General features: G+C 74.1%; 15 protein-coding genes. 8 read left to right on the top strand and 7 right to left on the bottom strand.

Annotated features, from left to right (window positions below; translation table 11 throughout):
- Positions 1–22: 22 nt before the first annotated feature.
- The 4 genes from ACFYZF_RS03890 to ACFYZF_RS03875 form a co-directional block, all read right to left on the bottom strand.
- Positions 23–1,582, bottom strand: coding sequence for a cellulose binding domain-containing protein (locus ACFYZF_RS03890; RefSeq protein ID WP_387015632.1), 1,560 nt, complete (start codon positions 1,580–1,582; stop codon positions 23–25).
- Between the two features lie 119 nt (positions 1,583–1,701).
- Positions 1,702–3,120, bottom strand: a complete 1,419-nt coding sequence (locus ACFYZF_RS03885) for a chitinase (protein ID WP_387015629.1) — start codon at positions 3,118–3,120, stop codon at positions 1,702–1,704.
- A 63-nt stretch (positions 3,121–3,183) separates the two neighbouring features.
- On the bottom strand, positions 3,184–3,687 hold the full coding sequence (locus ACFYZF_RS03880) for a YidC/Oxa1 family membrane protein insertase (RefSeq protein ID WP_387015627.1): 504 nt from the start codon (positions 3,685–3,687) through the stop codon (positions 3,184–3,186).
- A 169-nt stretch (positions 3,688–3,856) separates the two neighbouring features.
- Positions 3,857–4,144 carry a DUF6412 domain-containing protein gene (locus tag ACFYZF_RS03875; protein ID WP_387015624.1) on the bottom strand — a complete coding sequence of 96 codons (288 nt, stop codon included), beginning with the start codon at positions 4,142–4,144 and terminating at the stop codon, positions 3,857–3,859.
- Between the two features lie 199 nt (positions 4,145–4,343).
- On the opposite strand from ACFYZF_RS03875, the gene ACFYZF_RS03870 reads away from it, so the two are divergent.
- The 4 genes from ACFYZF_RS03870 to ACFYZF_RS03855 all read left to right on the top strand — a co-directional run bounded on the left by ACFYZF_RS03870 (position 4,344) and on the right by ACFYZF_RS03855 (position 9,457).
- The gene (locus ACFYZF_RS03870; protein WP_387015621.1) at positions 4,344–5,492 is read left to right on the top strand and encodes a glutamate--cysteine ligase; all 1,149 of its coding nucleotides are present in this window, start codon (positions 4,344–4,346) and stop codon (positions 5,490–5,492) included.
- 120 nt (positions 5,493–5,612) lie between these two features.
- A complete protein-coding gene (locus ACFYZF_RS03865; RefSeq protein WP_387015618.1) occupies positions 5,613–6,992 on the top strand; it encodes an FAD-dependent oxidoreductase in 1,380 nt (459 codons plus the stop codon).
- Between the two features lie 84 nt (positions 6,993–7,076).
- Positions 7,077–8,498, top strand: coding sequence for a WGR domain-containing protein (locus ACFYZF_RS03860; RefSeq protein WP_387015616.1), 1,422 nt, complete (start codon positions 7,077–7,079; stop codon positions 8,496–8,498).
- Positions 8,499–8,575: 77 nt separating this feature from the next.
- Complete coding sequence (locus ACFYZF_RS03855) at positions 8,576–9,457, top strand: aminoglycoside phosphotransferase family protein (protein ID WP_387015614.1); 882 nt, start codon at positions 8,576–8,578, stop codon at positions 9,455–9,457.
- On the opposite strand, the gene ACFYZF_RS03850 is transcribed toward ACFYZF_RS03855, so the two are convergent.
- On the bottom strand, positions 9,454–10,260 hold the full coding sequence (locus ACFYZF_RS03850) for an Fpg/Nei family DNA glycosylase (protein ID WP_387015612.1): 807 nt from the start codon (positions 10,258–10,260) through the stop codon (positions 9,454–9,456). The two genes, ACFYZF_RS03855 and ACFYZF_RS03850, sit on opposite strands and share 4 nt — an antisense overlap.
- 240 nt (positions 10,261–10,500) lie before the next feature.
- Between ACFYZF_RS03850 and ACFYZF_RS03845 the strand changes: the two genes are divergently transcribed.
- The 3 genes from ACFYZF_RS03845 (at position 10,501) to rocD (ending at position 13,637) form a co-directional block, all read left to right on the top strand.
- Complete coding sequence (locus ACFYZF_RS03845; protein WP_387015610.1) at positions 10,501–11,268, top strand: thrombospondin; 768 nt, start codon at positions 10,501–10,503, stop codon at positions 11,266–11,268.
- A gap of 339 nt (positions 11,269–11,607) precedes the next feature.
- Positions 11,608–12,423: a dimethylargininase gene (ddaH, locus tag ACFYZF_RS03840; RefSeq protein ID WP_387016060.1), complete on the top strand. Its 816-nt coding sequence runs from the start codon at positions 11,608–11,610 to the stop codon at positions 12,421–12,423.
- Positions 12,423–13,637 (top strand): ornithine--oxo-acid transaminase, encoded by a 1,215-nt coding sequence (gene rocD / locus ACFYZF_RS03835; RefSeq protein ID WP_387016058.1) that lies wholly within the window; start codon positions 12,423–12,425, stop codon positions 13,635–13,637. The genes ddaH and rocD overlap by 1 nt, the downstream gene beginning before the upstream one ends.
- Positions 13,638–13,863: 226 nt before the next feature.
- Here rocD and ACFYZF_RS03830 read toward each other — a convergent pair whose 3' ends face one another.
- Positions 13,864–15,015 carry an FHA domain-containing protein gene (locus ACFYZF_RS03830; protein WP_387015607.1) on the bottom strand — a complete coding sequence of 384 codons (1,152 nt, stop codon included), beginning with the start codon at positions 15,013–15,015 and terminating at the stop codon, positions 13,864–13,866.
- Positions 15,012–15,305: a 4a-hydroxytetrahydrobiopterin dehydratase gene (locus ACFYZF_RS03825; protein WP_387015605.1), complete on the bottom strand. Its 294-nt coding sequence runs from the start codon at positions 15,303–15,305 to the stop codon at positions 15,012–15,014. The genes ACFYZF_RS03830 and ACFYZF_RS03825 overlap by 4 nt, the downstream gene beginning before the upstream one ends.
- A gap of 216 nt (positions 15,306–15,521) precedes the next feature.
- On the opposite strand from ACFYZF_RS03825, the gene ACFYZF_RS03820 reads away from it, so the two are divergent.
- Entirely contained in the window at positions 15,522–16,298 is a 777-nt protein-coding gene (locus ACFYZF_RS03820; RefSeq protein WP_387015602.1) for a hypothetical protein, read from the top strand.
- Positions 16,299–16,353: the final 55 nt, after the last annotated feature.

Below are 16,353 nucleotides of genomic sequence, written 5' to 3'. Positions count from 1 at the left end.
ACTGCTGCGTCGGCGATACTGCTCAGTTGTACTGGGCGGTGATGCTGGTGAACTCCCAGGTGTTCTGGGCGATGCCGGAGCAGTGGGCCACCACTCCCCCGCCGGCGCACGGCCGGTCGCGGTTGACGGCCCAGAAGGTGAACCGGGACAGGCTGCGGGCCTTCGCCCAGTCGCGGATCTGCGTCCAGGTCGCCGGGGAGGTCAGCTCCTGCTGGTCGGACAGGCCGTTCATGCCGGAGATGCCCATGTGCGTGTACGCGGCGGCGTCGGACCAGCCGAAGGCGGTCTTCAGCGCGTTCTTCAGTCCTTCGGCCGCGTTGACGGTGCTCTGGTACATGTTCGCGCCGCCGGCGAAGTCGAACGGCATGATCGTGAACGTGTCGATGTTCGCCCCGAGCGCGGCGGCCTGGTTGATCAGCCGAATGCCGTAGTACGACGGCCCGGTGGTCGTGGTGCCGAAGGTGACGATCGTCTTGATCCCGGGGTTGTTCTGCTTGACGATCTTCAGCGCGCCGAGGATCCGGTCCTGCACCGCCTCGTTCTCGAACTCGTCGCTGTTCTCGATGTCGATGTCGATCGCCTTGAGCCCGTACGCGTTGATCACCTGCTGGTACGCCGCCGCCAGGGCGCTGGCCGACGAGCAGTTCGGGCCGAGCTTGTTACCGCTCCACCCGCCGAAGGACGGGATGACGTCGCCCCCGGCGGCCCGGATCGCGGCGATGGTGTTGGCGTGCGCGCCGCCGGTGAGCGGGCCGCTGCCGTCCCAGGCCGGGGTGCAGCCGCCGCCGGAGAGGACGAACGCGATGGTGAACCACTTGATCCCGGTCGCACCCATCACCGTCGACGGCGCGGGCGGGTCGCCCCAGCCCGGGTAGAGGTACGGCGCGGCGGCCATCGGGGCGTTCCCGCCGCTGCAACCGGTGGTGGTGGCGGAGACTGCCGGCGACTTCGCCGACTCGCCCGAGGAGTTGTACGCCGCCACGGTGTAGCTGTGCGCGGAGCAGGCGGTCAGCCCGGACACCGTCGTCGAGGTGCCGGGAAGGGTGGCCTTGACGGTGGTGCCCTCGTACACCCGGTAGCCGGTGACCGTGCCGGACACGGCGTTCCAGGCCAGCGAGACCGAGGCGTCGGTGGTGCCGGTGACCCGCAGCCCGCCCGGGGTGGCCGGGCCGCCGGGGTTGCCGCCGCCGGTGCAGGAGGCGCCGTTGACGGTGCAGTTGGTCGGGTCGCCGGTGCCGGCGACGACGAACCCGAACGACGTGCTGGCGCCCGGGGCGAGGGCGCCGTTCCAGGACTTGTTGACGGCGGTCACGCGCTGGCCGGCGGTGGTCATCGTGGCGTCCCAGAAGGTGCCGAGCGAGCTGCCGGCGGGCAGGTCGAACTGGACGTTCCAGGAGCCGATGCTGGCCGAGGTGTTGTTGGTGACGGTGAACTTCGCCTCGTACCCGCTGCTCCAGCTCGAGGTGCGGACGAAGGCTGCGGTGGCCGCCGACGCGGCCGGCGGGGCCACGAGGGTGGCCGCGACGACGGCGGCGGCGAACGCGGCGGCGAACGTCGCCGCGCGGGGGGACCGGAGTTTCACGTGGCCTCCAGGGACCGGTGGTGGGGGTTTCCGCCCGAGGGGGGCGGGCGGGACCGCCGGCCCGCGCAGGGCGGGCCGGCGGTGGTGCGGGGGCGGTGGTACGGGGTGGTGCGGGCGGGTCAGGGCAGGGTGGACAGGTGCGGCTTGACGGTGCGGGCGAAGCCGTTGCCGTTGCTGACGTCCCAGTTGACCGACCAGGTCATCGCGCCCCGGATGCCCGGGTAGGTGCGCGGCGGGCGGAAGCTGCCGCAGTTGGTGCCCTTCGCCAGGCAGTCGAGGGCGGCGTTGACCACGCTCGGGGCGACGACGCCGCCACCGGCCGCGCCGGGACCGGCGGGCAGGCCGAGCCCGACCTGGTCGGGGCGCAGCCCGGCCTCCAACTGGATGCAGGCGAGCGCGACGATGAAGTTCACCGTGCCCTGGCCGTACGCGGCGTTCTGGTCGCAGCCGAGCATCGCCCCGGAGTTGTAGAACTGGGTGTTGACCACGGTGAGGATGTCCCGGATGTCCAGGGCGAGCTTGAAGTAACCGCCGGCCGGGTTCTGCATGTCGATGGTCTGCGGGGCCATCGCGATGATCAGGCCGGTCCCGACCTTGGCCCGCAGGGCGCGCAGCGCCTGGGCCATGTACGTCGGGTTGAGCCCGTTCTCCAGGTCGATGTCGACGCCGTCGAAGCCGTACCGCTGGATGAGGGCGTAGGTGGTGTTGGCGAAGGCCGTGGCCGAGGCGGCGTCGTTGACCGCGACCCGACCGGTCTCGCCGCCGACGGAGAGGATGACCTTCTTGCCGCGCGAGCGCAGGGTCTGCACGTCGGCGGTGAAGTCGGCGTCGGTGTAGCCGCCGAGGGCGGCGGACAGGCCGGGATCGACGGCGAAGGTGACCGCCCCGGGGGTGCCGGTGGCCTCGGCGAAGGCGACCGCGACCAGGTCGTACTCGGCGGGGACGTCGCGCAGCCGCAGCTCGACCGCCGGGTTGTCGAAGTTGTGCCAGTAGCCGGTGAGCATGTGCTTCGGCAGGTTGCCGGTGGGCGGGGCGGTGGTCGGGGGCGGGGTCGTCGGGGGCGGGGTGGTCGGCGGCGGCGTGGTCGGGGGCGGGGTCGTCGGCGGCGGGGTGGTCGGCGGCGGGGTCGTCGGGGTGGGGCCGCCGCCGCAGGGGGCGCCGTTGAGCTGGCAGTTGGTCGGGCTGCCGGAGCCGGTCGCGAGGAAGCCGAACGACGTCGACCCGCCGGGGGCGATGCCGCCGTTCCAGGAGCGGTTGGTGAAGGTGTACCGCTGGCCGGAGCTGGTCAGCAGGGCGTCCCAGTAGCTGCCGACGGTGGTGCCGGCCGGTAGGTCGAAGGTGACGGTCCACGCGGAGATGGCGGTGGCGCCGCCGTTGGTGATCGTGTACTTGCCCTCCCAGCCGGACCCCCAGTCGGAGGTCTTGACGAAGTTCGCGGTGGCCCCGGCGGCGAACGCCGGCAGTGCCACCCAGGCCGCTCCGACGGTCGCGGCCAGCGCCGTCACCAGGGCCATGACAAGGGATCGGGAACGCTTCATGCAACCCTCCACGCCCGGACGGGCATTCACACTCATCAACGTTGGCGCTTATTATTAGGACTATTAACTGTTTCTGTCCAGAGGGAGATGCGGCATCGACCGGACCCGGTCGTCCGCCGAGGTCCGATCGGCGGTCAACGAACCTCGACGGGTGCCGCTCGGGGGCGACGCAACACCGCCTGCTCCGCCGCCGTCCACGCCGTCGTCCGTGCTGAACAGCCGGTACATGATCAGGAAGAACGGGGCCTGGAGCAGGGCCGGCAGGCAGCCGGCGACCGGGCTCGCCCCGGCCGACCGGTAGAGCCCGAACAGTTCGCTCCGCAACCGGGCCGGGTCGTCGGCGTACCGGCGTTGCAGGTCGCGGACCTGCGGGGCGAGGACCGCGCGGCGCCGCTCCCCGCGCACCTGGGCCAGGGTGAGCGGCGAGACCAGCAGGCGGACGGCGACGGTGAACAGGACTATGGCGACGGCCGTGGCGGCCCCGCCGGTCAGCGGGTGCAGCGTGTCGGCGAGCCAGGTGACGGCGGCGGTGCCGACCGCGCCGCGCAGCGGTGCGAAGGCGAGCATGGGTGACCCCTCGGTCCGGTTCCGGATGTCCCGACCGGCCCGGAAACGGGCGCGCGGCGGGACGGACGACGGCGGAGGCGACCTGATGGCGGGGGGCGACGCCGACGGGGAATGCCCGTCGTCGCCCCGGGGGGGCCGACGCCGACGGAAGCCGGCGCGGCCCGGGAGGCTACCCGGCCGCGGGGCCCGGTCCGGGCGCGCGGGGTCGGGGACGGCCGGCGGCGTCCGGGTCGACCTGCCGGGGAACACCCCGACGCCGGGCGCGTTCCCGCAGGCCGGCGCCGTGCCTGGCGGCCCTGGCCGGCGGGCCGGCCGCCAGCCCGGGGCGCCCGGCCAGCAGCACGGCGGCGGCCACGGCCGCCCCGGCCAGCAGCTCGGCCGGGCGGTCCGCGAGCACGATCAGGTGGGTGAGCGCGTACGCCCACATCCCCGTCACCGTCACCAGCAACCCGCCCACGCGATTCCCCTAGGCCCCACCGTCCACCCCGAAGGGCGGAACGTTCCTCCCCGGAACGCGGGGCCCGGCAACGGGGATGCGGAACGCGAGCGGCGTGCCGGCGGGCGACACGCGGGCGGCGGAGTTTCCCCGCACCGACACTGCGGGTATTGGCCGGTCACGTCGCGGCACAGCGCCGCGGCCGGCACGGAAACGGACGGTGAGGACGATGAGCGGTTCAGTGGTGCAGCGGGAACCGAACGTGGCCCCGGGCGGCACCGGCCTGCTCACCGTCGGCGTCGAGGAGGAGTTCCTGCTCGTCGACCCGCACACCGGCACCGCCGTGCCGGCCGTCGACCTGGTGATGGAGCAGGTGCCGGCCGAGCTGCGCGGCCAGGTCGAGCGCGAGTTCCAGACGAGCCAGATCGAGATCGGCAGCCCGCCGGGGCTGGAGCTGTCGTCGATCCGGCACTCCCTGGGGATGCTGCGCCGGGCGCTGTCCGAGGCGGCCGAGCGGGCCGGCGTACGGGTACTGGCCATCGGCACCGGACCGGTCGACGGCCCGGTGCCGCCGGTGGTCGACAAGCCCCGCTTCGACCGGATGATCGAGCGGTTCCGGCTGCTGGTGCCCGGCCCCGGCAACAACGGCATGCACGTTCACGTCGGGGTGCCGGACCCCGAGACCGGCGTACAGGTGCTCAACCACGTCCGGCCCTGGCTGCCGATCCTGCACGCGGCGACGGTCAACTCCCCGTTCTCGGCCGGTGTGGACACCGGCTACGCGAGCTGGCGATCCGTGGAGTGGGAGCGGTGGCCGTCGGTGGCGCCGACGCCGTACCTGGAATCGCACGAGCACTACGAGCGGCTGATCCGGCAGCTCATCGCCAGCGGCGTGATGCTCGACGAGGGGATGCTCTACTGGTACGCCCGGCTGTCGGCCAAGTACCCGACGGTGGAGCTCCGCATCGGCGACGTCTGCCCGTCGGTGGACGATGCCGTGCTGGTCGCCGCCCTGGTCCGGGCCCTGGTGGCCAGCGCGATGACCGACATCGCCGAGGGCCGGCCGCCGGTGCGCACCGACCACCACCTGCTGGTCGCCGCGCACTGGCGGGCCGCCCACGACGGGCTGGAGGGCGACGGGGTGGACCTGACCGACGGCGAGCTGCGCCCGGCGTGGGAGCTGCTGGGCCGGCTCGTCGAGCGGCTCCGCCCCGAGTTGGAGCGGCACGGCGACCTGGCCGAGGTGACCGACCTGCTCGGTGGGCTGCGTCGGCACGGCACCGGGGCGGCCCGGCAGCGGGCGGTCTTCTCCCGCACCGGAAGCCTGGTCGACGTGGTGCGGGACGTGGCCCGCCAGACCCGTGGCTGAGCGCCCGGCCACCCGGGCGGCCGGGCGCGGGACCGCGCGGGCGGCCGGGCGCGGCGGGGTCGGGTGGGCGGCGCGGCGGGACGGGCTCCGCCGGGGGCGTGGCGTGACAGGATGGTCGGCGTGGCGCAACGGTTGATCGTCATCGGCGGGGACGCCGCCGGCATGGCGGCGGCCTCCCAGGCGCGGCGTCGCCGCGACCGGTCGGACCTGGAGATCGTGGCCTTCGAGCGGGGGCACCACACCTCGTACTCGGCGTGCGGCATCCCGTACTGGATCAGCGGGCTGGTCACGGATCGGGACCAGCTCGTCGCCCGAGCCCCGGCCACCTTCCGCGACGAGTTCGACATCGACGTCCGGCTGCGACACGAGGTCACCGCGATCGACCTGGACCGCCGGGAGGTGGTCGCCCGTGACCTCGACCGCGGCGGCGAGGTCCGCGAGGGGTTCGACGACCTGATGTACGCCGCCGGAGCGGTGCCGACGACACCCGGCTGGGCCGACACGGACATGGGCGGCGTCTTCGGCGTGCAGACCCTCGACGACGCCGGGGCCCTGCGCGACTGGCTGGACGGCGACCCGACGCCCCGGCGGGCGGTGGTGGTCGGCGGCGGCTACATCGGGGTGGAGATGGCCGAGGCGCTGGTCCAGCGCGGGCTGTCGGTCACCCTGGTCGAGAAGGCCGACCAGCCGATGGCGACCGTCGACCCGGACATGGCCGCTCTCGTCGCGACGGCCATGCGCGGCATCGGCATCGACATCCGTACCGGCGTGGGGGTGACCGGGCTCGACCAGCGCGACGGCCGGGTGTCCGCGGTGGTCACCGACGACGGGCCGGTGCCGGCCGATGTCGTGGTCCTGGGCCTGGGGGTACGCCCCAACACCGCCCTCGCCGAGGCCGCCGGCCTGCCGGTCGGCCCCTCCGGTGGGCTCCGGGTGGACCGGCGGATGCGGGTGGTCGGGGCGCCGGGGGTGTGGGCGGCCGGCGACTGCGTGGAGAGCCTGCACCTGGTCAGCGGCCTGCCGGTGCACGTCCCGCTCGGCACCCACGCCAACAAGCAGGGCCGGGTCGCCGGGATCAACCTCGGCGGCGGATACGCGACCTTCCCCGGGGTGATCGGCACGGCCGTGACGAAGGTCTGCGAGCTGGAGGTGGGGCGCACCGGCCTGCGCGAGCGGGACGCCACGGCCAGCGGCTTCGAGTTCGTCTCGGTGGTGGCCGAGTCGACGAACCGGGCCGGGTACTACCCGGGGGCGCGGCCGATGACGGTGAAGCTGATCGCCGAGCGCCCCAGCGGGCGGCTGCTCGGCGCGCAGATCGTCGGCTGGTCGGAGGCGGCCAAGCGGATCGACACCCTGGCCGTGGCGCTGTGGAACGGCATGACGGTGGACGAGATGACCGCCCTCGACCTCGGCTACGCCCCGCCGTACGCGCCCGTCTGGGACCCGGTGCTGATCGCGGCCCGCAAGGCCGTCGACGCCCTCGACCGCAGCCGGGGATAGACCGTTTCTGTCGGGGGTAGCGGTTAGCGTGTGCCCGCTGTCGTGGTGCCGGGTCCGGCGCTCTTCCCCCCGAAAGGCGATCCCATGTCGCAGGAGACGACCTACCTCGAACTGTCCGAATCGGACGGTGCGGCGCACAAGTTCTACGAGGTGGTGGTGGACGACACCGCGCTGACCGTGCGCTACGGCCGGATCGGCGACCAGGGCCAGGTGAAGACCACGGCATACCCGGACAACCTCCGCGCCCGCGCCGCCGCCGCGAAGAAGATCGGGGAGAAGGTCCGCAAGGGGTACGCCCCGGCGGTGTTCGGCGCCCGCCAGAAGCGGCCCGTCTCCCGCCGCCAGATCGTCAGCACCCGCTCGACCGCCCGGACCGCCCCGGTGCTGTGGCGGTACGCCTCGGGCGCGCCCGCGTTCGGCATCTTCGTCGACGGGCGGCACTGCATGGTCGGCAACGAGCACGGGGTGATCACCACCCTCGACCACGACGCCCGGCTGCTCAACCAGGTCCGGCTCCCCGACGGGGTGAAGTGCATCGTCGCCGACGACGCCTGGATCTACGCGGGCTGCGACGACGGCAACGTCTACGACCTCTCCGGCAAGGTGCCCCGGGCGGCGTACGCGATCGCCCCGGACATCGACATCTACTGGCTGGACATCCACGACGGGGTGCTGGGCGTCTCCGACGCCGGCGGCGGGATCGCCGCGATCGACCACGAGGACGAGTTCCTCTGGCGACGGCAGGGGCGCGGCCGGGGCGGGTGGATGGTCCGCTGCGACGCCGACGCGCTCTACCAGGGCCACTCCCAGGGGGTGACCGGCTACGACTGGCGCACCGGGCGGGAGCTGTGGCACACCCGCACCGGCTCGGTGCTCTTCGGCTGGCAGGAGCGCGACGCCGTGTTCGCCGGCACCGGCACCCGCGAGGTGGTGCGGCTGCGCAAGGACGGGCACGCCGAGCGGACGTACCGCTGCGACGCCGCGGTCTTCTCCTGCGCCGCCGCCGAGGACGGCCGGTACGTCTTCGCCGGCGACAACCAGTCCTCCATCTACTGCTTCGACGCGGCCGGCAACCGGCTGTGGAAGCTCGGCACCGGCTGCGGCTCGGCATACTCGATGCAGTACCACGACGAGCGGCTCTACGTGGTCACCACCGGGGGCTACCTGGCCTGCGTCGACGCGAGCGAGCCGGCGATCCGGGCCGCCGAGGCGGGCAGCGTACCGGAGGTGGTGGACGTCAAGGCCCCGGCCCGGCTGCCCGAGCCGGCGGCCTGGACCACGGTGGAGGTCACCACCGAGGAGCGGGACGGCGTGGTGGTGCAGTGCGTCGACGAGGGCGGCCGGCTGCGCGTCCACGTCCTCTCCGACGGCTACCACCGCGACTGGTCGGTGCAGTTCCCCAAGGGCATCCGCGAGGCGGGGGCGCGCTACCTGATCACCGAGGTCCGCCCGGCGGGCCGGGGCGGCTTCTACCGGGCCTACGGCGACATCCGTCGGCTTCGCTGAGCGGGCTCTTCCTGTTCCAGGCGGTGGCGGGCATTAACCGGTGGTGCCGACCGGCCGGTCGGGTCGAGGATGGTCCGATGGGCGTGCGGCTGGAAATCCCCGAAGGGCTGCGCTGGACCGAACGCGTCCCGGCCGGCCGGGCCTGGCTCGCGGCGCTGCCGGGCCGGGTGGCGGAGTGCGTCGACGGGTGGGGGCTGCGACTGTCCGGCCCGCCGTTCCCGTCCGCGTTCGCCTCGCTGGCGTTGCCGGTCGAGCTGCCCGACGGCACCCGGGCGGTGCTCAAGCTCCAGTACCCGGACGCCGACAGCACGCATGAGGCCACCGCCCTGGCGCACTGGGCGGGCGACGGGGCGGTCCGGCTGCTCGGGCACGACCCGGGCCGGCGGGCGCTGCTGGTGGAGCGCTGCGCCCCGGGCACGCCGCTGCACGCCCTGCCGCCGGACGAGGCGCTGGACGTGGTCGCCGGGCTGCTGCCCCGGCTCTGGCAGCCGGCCGGCGCGCCGTTCACCCCGCTGGCCGAGGAGGCGGCGGGTTGGATCGAGCGGATGCCGGCGGACTGGGAACGGGCCGGCCGGCCGTACGAGCGGCGGCTGCTGGACGCCGCGCTCGGCCGGCTCGCCGAGCTGATCGGCACGCAGGGCGAGCAGGTGCTGGTCAACCAGGACCTGCACGCCGGCAACGTGTTGCGGGCCACCCGGGAACCGTGGCTGGTGATCGACCCGAAGCCGCTGGCCGGCGAGCGCGAGTTCGGGGCGGTGGCGATCGTCCGGGGGCAGGAGCTGGGCCACTCCCCGGCGGCGGTACGGCACCGGCTGGGCCGGCTCGCCGCCGAGCTGGGCCTGGACGCGGAGCGGGTCCGGGGCTGGGCGATCGGGCACACCCTGGCCTGGAGCGTCGCCGGGGACGCGGTGTTCGGCCACCAGATCGAGACGGCCCGCTGGCTCGCGGAACTGGGCTAGCGCTGGCAGGTGGGGCACCAGTAGAGGTTGCGGCCGGTCAGCGTGCCCCGGCGCACCTCGTCGCCGCAGACGTGACAGGGCTGGCCGGGGCGGCGGTAGACGTACACCTCGCCGCCGTGCCGGTCCACCCGGGGCGCCCGGCCGGTGGCCTCCGGCAGGTGGGCGTCCCGGACGGTGTCGATCCGGCCCACCTCGACGGCCCTGGTCATCAGGTCCACCAGGTCCGCCCACAGCTCCCGCCAGCGCGCCGGGGTCAGCGTCCGGCCGGGCAGCAGCGGCGGCAGGCCGGCCCGGAACAGCGCCTCCGTGACGAAGATCAACCCCGTGCCGGCCACCACCGACTGGTCGAGCAGCAGCGCCGCGAGCGGGGTCGGGCTGCGGGAGATCCGGGTGTACGCGCGGGACGGGTCGGCGTCGACGCGCAGCGGGTCGGGGCCGAGCCGGTCGCGCAGCGCCGCCACCTCGGGCGGGGTGAGCAGCTCGCAGGCGGTGGGGCCGCGCAGATCCAGCCAGTGGGCGTCGCTGGTCAGCCGCAGCCGCACCTGGCCGACGGGCGGCGGCGGCTCGCCCGGCCCGTCGGCGAACTTGCCGTACAGGCCGAGGTGCACGTGCAGGGTCAACTCGTGCGCGTAGTGGTGCAGCAGGTGCTTGCCGTACGCCTCGGTGCCGTCCAGGACGGTGCCGGACAGCCGGGCCGCGCCCTCGGCGAAGCGGCCCTGCGGGCTGGCGGCCTGCACCTTGTCGCCGGCGAACAACCCGGCGTGCCGGGCGGCGAGGCGGTGAATGGTGTGTCCCTCTGGCACGCCCGCAACGGTAGCTCCCCCACCCGCCGGGCGTGCTGACCGCCGGGCGTGCGACCCCGATCCGTGGACCGGGGCCGGGGCCGGGGCGGCTTCGTGCCGGCGTCTGTGGAGCTGATGTGGGCCGCCCTTGTCGGGTGACAGGGGGTGTCGGCGGCTCGACGGTTGGGTACCTCGGGGGTGTTACCGCGTGGCTGCCACTGACGCTTCCCAGGCATCACGCACTGACCAGGAGGTGATGAGGTGAAGATTCCTTCGCTGTTGTCGGGCCGGAGCGAGCCGGCGACGACGCACGACAGCAACGGCGACGGCCACGTCGACAGCCACGCCGACGGCTTCGAGAGGGCCGTCGCGACGGACACTGGCAGCCGCCCCAACGGGCGGCCGGTGCTCGCCGACCGCGACGACGAGCAGGCGACGTACCGCAGCAGCACGACCGTCAGCGACGGCGAGCGGGCCCCTGCCGCGGAGCGACAGGCGGCGGAGCGACAGGCGGCGGAGCGGGGAGCCATCGCCCGCGCCGCGACCGCCCGCGCGGCCACCACCCCCACCACGACCGGCTCTCCCACCAAGGAACCAGCCCTCGACGGGGACCGTACCGCCGGACTTTCGGCACCGGTGGACCGCACCACGGCCGGCAGCGAGACCCGGCCGGAGCCGGAGCCGGTGGCGGTGGCGGTCGGGCCGAAGCCGCGCGCGAGCCTGCTCGCCACCCTCGGCCTGATCGTCGGCGTCGCCGGGGCGCTCGCCGTGCTGACCGGAACCCTCGCCGGGTACGGCATCGCGGTCGGCGTGCTCGGCGGGGTGCTGTCCGTGTTCGGCCTGCTCGCCACCCGGCGCCGGCACATCGCCGGCAAGACCGACGCCCTGCTCGGCATGGCCTTCGGCATCGCCGCCGTGGTCCTCGGCGTGCTGGCGATGACCGGCCAGTTCGACTGGCCGACCACGGACGGCGACTGGGTGCAACGGCTCCGTGAGTGGCTCGACTCACAGTTTGTCGACCGGTTCTGACGGGCACTTTGATCTCCGCCGGCGGTTCGCCGGCCCAGCCCGACCAGTCTGGTGGTTCACCAGCCGGGCACATCCTCTTTCGGGGGGCGGCGGTTCGCCGCCCCCCGAAGCGCGTCCGGCCTCGACTCGCCCCACGGCCGGGGGTGAGTGCTGATCGAGGAGCGGGTCTGCGCAACGAATCGTCGGGCGGGTCCTGCTATACGCAATGATCAGTCGGTCGACGCAAGTTCCACCGGTGGATGTCGTCGGTGCCGGCCGCATACGGTTGGGCCACGGCGCCAGCCCCGTGGGCCGAAGGTGGCCGGGGCGCGCCCGACCCCTGGGAGCAGGACAATGACGATGGACGCCACCAGCCAGCGCTTGCTGATGTGCCGGCCGACGTACTTCGCCGTCGACTACGCGATCAACCCGTGGATGGACCCCACCGCACCGGTCGACGCCGACCTGGCGATCCGGCAGTGGGAGGAGCTGCGCGGGATCTACCGCGAGTTGGGCCACACGGTCGAGGAGATCGCCCCGCTGCCCGGCCTGCCCGACATGGTCTTCGCCGCCAACGGCGGCACCGTGATCGACGGCCGGGCGATGGCCGTGCAGTTCCGCGACCCGCAGCGCGCCGACGAGGCCCCCGCCTACCGGGCCTGGTTCGAGGCCGCCGGCTTCGAGGTGTACGACCCGAAGCACGTCAACGAGGGCGAGGGCGACATCCTGCTGGTCGGCGACGTCCTGCTGGCCGGCACCGGGTTCCGCACCGCGCACGCGTCGCACGCCCAGTTGCAGGAGGTGTTCGGCTACCCCGTGGTCACCATGCAACTCGTCGACCCGCGCTTCTACCACCTGGACACCGCGCTGACCGTGCTCGACGAGCGGACCGTGGCGTACCTGCCGGAGGCGTTCTCGCCCGGCAGCCAGGCCGCGCTGCGCCGGCTCTTCCCGGACGCGGTCCACGCCACCATGGCCGACGCCGAGGTGCTGGGCCTGAACGCGGTCGGCGACGGGCGGCACGTGGTGCTGCCCGCGCAGGCCACCGACCTGGCCGCGAAGCTGCGCGACCGGGGCTACGAGACCATCGGTGTCGACCTGTCCGAGCTGCGCAAGGCCGGCGGTGGACCGAAGTGCTGCACGTTGCGGCTCCGTCAGGGAAAGGCGAGCAATTGATCGTGGATGACAGGCTGCGGACGCCGGGCGCGGTCCGGGACGCGGAGCGTTTCACCGCGCACAACTACCACCCGCTGCCGGTGGTGATCACCTCCGCCGAGGGAGTTTGGCTCACCGACGTGGACGGCCGGCGCTACCTGGACTGCCTCGCCGGCTACTCCGCGCTCAACTTCGGACACCGGCACCCGCAGCTGATCGCCGCCGCGCACGCGCAGCTCGACAAGCTGACCCTGACCAGCCGGGCGTTCGTCCACGACCAGTTCGCCGACTTCTGCCGCGAGCTGGCCGAGCTGTGCGGCAAGGACCTGGTGCTGCCGATGAACACCGGCGCCGAAGCGGTGGAGACCGGGATCAAGGTGGCCCGCAAGTGGGGCTACCAGGTCAAGGGCGTGCCGGCCGGGCAGGCGAACATCGTGGTGGCCGAGGGGAACTTCCACGGCCGCACCACCACCATCGTCAGCTTCTCCACCGACGAGGACGCGCGCGCGGACTTCGGGCCGTACACCCCGGGCTTCACGGTGGTCCCGTACGGCGACCTGGAGGCGCTGGCCGCCGCCATCGACGAGAACACCGTCGCCGTGCTGCTGGAGCCGATCCAGGGCGAGCAGGGTGTGGTGGTGCCGCCGGAGGGCTACCTGCCGGGCGTACGCCGGGTCTGCACCGAGCGCAACGTGCTCCTCGTCGCCGACGAGATCCAGTCCGGCCTGGGCCGGACGGGCACCACCTTCGCCTGCGGGCACGAGGGCGTGGTGCCCGACATGTACCTGCTGGGCAAGGCGCTCGGCGGCGGCATCGTGCCGGTCTCCGCGGTCGCCGCGAACGCCGACGTGCTGGGGGTGCTGAAGCCGGGCCAGCACGGTTCCACCTTCGGCGGCAACCCGCTGGCCTGCGCCGTCGCCACCGAGGTGGTCCGGCTGCTGGCCACCGGCGAGTTCCAGCGCCGCTCGGCGGAGCTGGGCGAGCGGCTGCACGCCGGCCTCCGGTCGCTGGTCGGCAAGGGGCTGGTCGCCGTCCGGGGCCGGGGCCTGTGGGCCGGCCTGGACATCGACCCGGCGCTGATGACCGGCCGGCAGGCCTGCGAGCGGCTGATGGAGCGGGGCGTGCTGGCCAAGGACACCCACGGCTCGACGCTCCGGCTGGCCCCGCCGCTGGTGATCACCGCCGAGGAGATCGACCACGCCGTGGCCCAGCTCGCCGCCGTGCTGGCCGGCTGATCCTCTCGTACGACGACGGCGGGGGGGGGGGGCCCCGGGCCCCCCCCCCCCGCCGGGGGGCCCGCCGGGGGGGGGGGGGGGGGGGGGGGGGGGGGGGGGCGCCCGGGGGGGGGGGCGGGCGGGGGGGGGGGCCCCGCCCCCCCCCCCCCCCGCCGCGGGGCCCCCCCCCCCCCCCCCCCCCCCCCCCCCCCCCCCCCCCCCCCCCCGCCCGCCGAGGCGGCCCGGGTCAGGGCCGGGGCAGACGCATCGCCATGGTGGGGGCCTCGGCCATCACCGAGGTGGGGGTGAACGGGGCACCCGTCGGAAGCTCGTCGGCGCGGCCGATCTGCACCCCCGGGTACAGCTCGACCATGTCGTTGGCGGAGAGCACCCGGGACTGCTGCGGCTTCAGCGGAATCCGGTCCGGCTCGGCCATCGACCCGGACGGGCGGATGCCCGAGCCGTTGGTGCTGACGTCGGTGACGATCACCTCGCCGACCCGCAGCTCGAACCGGACGTGGCCGCGGCTGATCCAGCGCCGCGCCTCGTCGTTGAGCCACTGGCCGAGCACGATCCCGCCCTGCTGCTCCGGCGCACGCCCGACCAGCACCGACTGCCCCTCGGTGAGCACGAACCGACGGCGGATCAGCCCGCCGACGCGCACGGCCAGCACCTCGGTACGCGGGCGCGGCCCGGCGTCGCCGAGCCGGGCCCCGTGCCGTGGGCAGGTCGGCACCCCGCCGCGCAGGGCGGGCGGCGGCTGCCCGGCCGGGGCCCGCTCCACCGCGGCCAGGTCGGCGAACGCGCCGCCGCCCCCGCCGCCGCCGAACAGGGCGCAGCCCGGCTCGGGGCAGCGCCACTGCCGGGCGAGCAGCTTCGCGCCGGTCGCCGAGCGGGTGCCCGCGATGGGCACGTTCCCGCCGCCGACGTGGCCGATGAACACCGGCCCGCCCGCGCCGGGCACCGGGGCAAGCACCCGGCCGGGCTGCTCGACCACCCACGGGAACCGGCCGCGCAGTCCGTCGAACCGGGCCCGGCTGAGCACCGGTAGCCCGAGCAGGTCGGCGACCTCCAGCATCCGGTCGCCCGGGTTGTCGAGCACCTCCACCAGGCCGTCGTCGGCCCAGCGGCGGACCACCATCCGCTCGTTGGACGTCAGGTCGGCGTCGGAGAGCAGGGCCCGGTGCACGATCGCGTAGACCGGGACGCTGTCCTCCTCCAGGTCGCGGGCGAGCGCGTCGATCACCATGCCGAGCCGCAGCAGGTTCGCCGGCCGGCCGCCGTCGAGGTTCTGGTAGCGGATCACCTCGGCCAGGTCGAGGACGGCCCGGGCCAGCGACGGGTCGGTGCAGACCCGCCCCTCGATGGCGTCGAGCACCTTGCTGATCTCGAATCTCATCGGGCACTCCGGACGATGTCGTCGATCCGCCGCGCCAACTCCAGGTCACGCTCGGTGACCCCACCCGCCGAGTGGGTGACGCAGCGGAAGGTGAGGGTCCGCCACCGGATGTCGATGTCGGGGTGATGGTCCAGCTCCTCGGCCACCTCGGCGACCCGGTCGACCACAGCGATCGCCGCCGGGAAGCTGCCCAGCTCGGTGGTACGGCTGATCCCGGTCGGGTCCCCCGTCCAGTCCGCCAGGCCGCCCAGCCCGTCTCGCACCGCCTCTGCGGTGAGCACGTCTGCCATGGCCCGACCCTACCGGCAGGGCCGGGTGACCGGCTCTCCCGCCACCTCGTCCGCCCCCGCCGACCTGCGCGGACAGGCTGGGCGGGGCACGGAGGCGGGCGAAGCTGGCCGCTGACGGACCGACGGCTGTCGCCCCGGCCCGCTACGCTGGCCCGCGGCCCGGCCGGGCAGCCACACACCGCCGCCCGGCCCACCCTTCACGAGGAGTGATCCACAATGAACACTCGACGGCTGGCAACCACGGGGGTTGCGCTCGTCGCCGCGTTCGGTCTTGGTCTCGGCCTCACCGGCTGCGGCAACCAGAACGAGGCGGACGCTCCAGCCGGCAACGGCAACGTCGGCGCGAGCGCGGCGCCCGCCAGCAGCGCCCCGGCCGACGCGCTCGCCGAGCTGACCGCCGCCGCGCTGAAGCTGAACGAGCAGAGCGTCCGGGTCGACATCAAGTCCTCGGTCATGAACGGCGGCGGCCTGATGGACCCGCGGACCAAGTCCGCCGACATGACGCTGGACCTGGGCGCCCAGGGCGGCAAGGTCCGAATGATCACCATTGGTGACGACATGTGGCTCAAGGCGAAGAGCATCTCCGCCAAGTGGCTGCACATGGACGCCACCAAGCTCGGTGCCAACGGGCAGATGAACCTGATGCCCGACGGCGACCCGGGCGGCGCCAAGAAGATGATCGGTGGCGTGGTCGAGGTGAAGAAGACCGGCGAGGGCACCTTCTCCGGCACGTTGGATTACACCAAGGCCAACCCCGACGACAAGAACATCAAGGCGCTCGGCGCGAAGGCCAAGGCCATCCCCTTCACCGCGAAGACCGACGCCGAGGGGCGGCTTGTCGAGCTGGACGTGGACACCAGCGTGCTGCTTGCCTCGCTGGGCAAGATGACCACCACGTACTCGGACTTCGGGGCCACCGTGTCGCCGGAGAAGCCCGCGGCCGGCGAGACCGAAGAGGCGCCGGAGTCGCTGAGGAAGGCGTTCGGCGGCTGACCTGTGCGGAGCACCGGGACGGGGCGGCGCCGGTCGGTGCCGCCCCGTCGCGCGT

Origin of the sequence: Micromonospora sp. NPDC001898, from assembly GCF_042891255.1 — a bacterium.
In the GTDB taxonomy this organism is placed as follows: Bacteria; Actinomycetota; Actinomycetes; order Mycobacteriales; family Micromonosporaceae; genus Micromonospora.
This window is presented reverse-complemented; position numbering and strand designations above follow the sequence as displayed.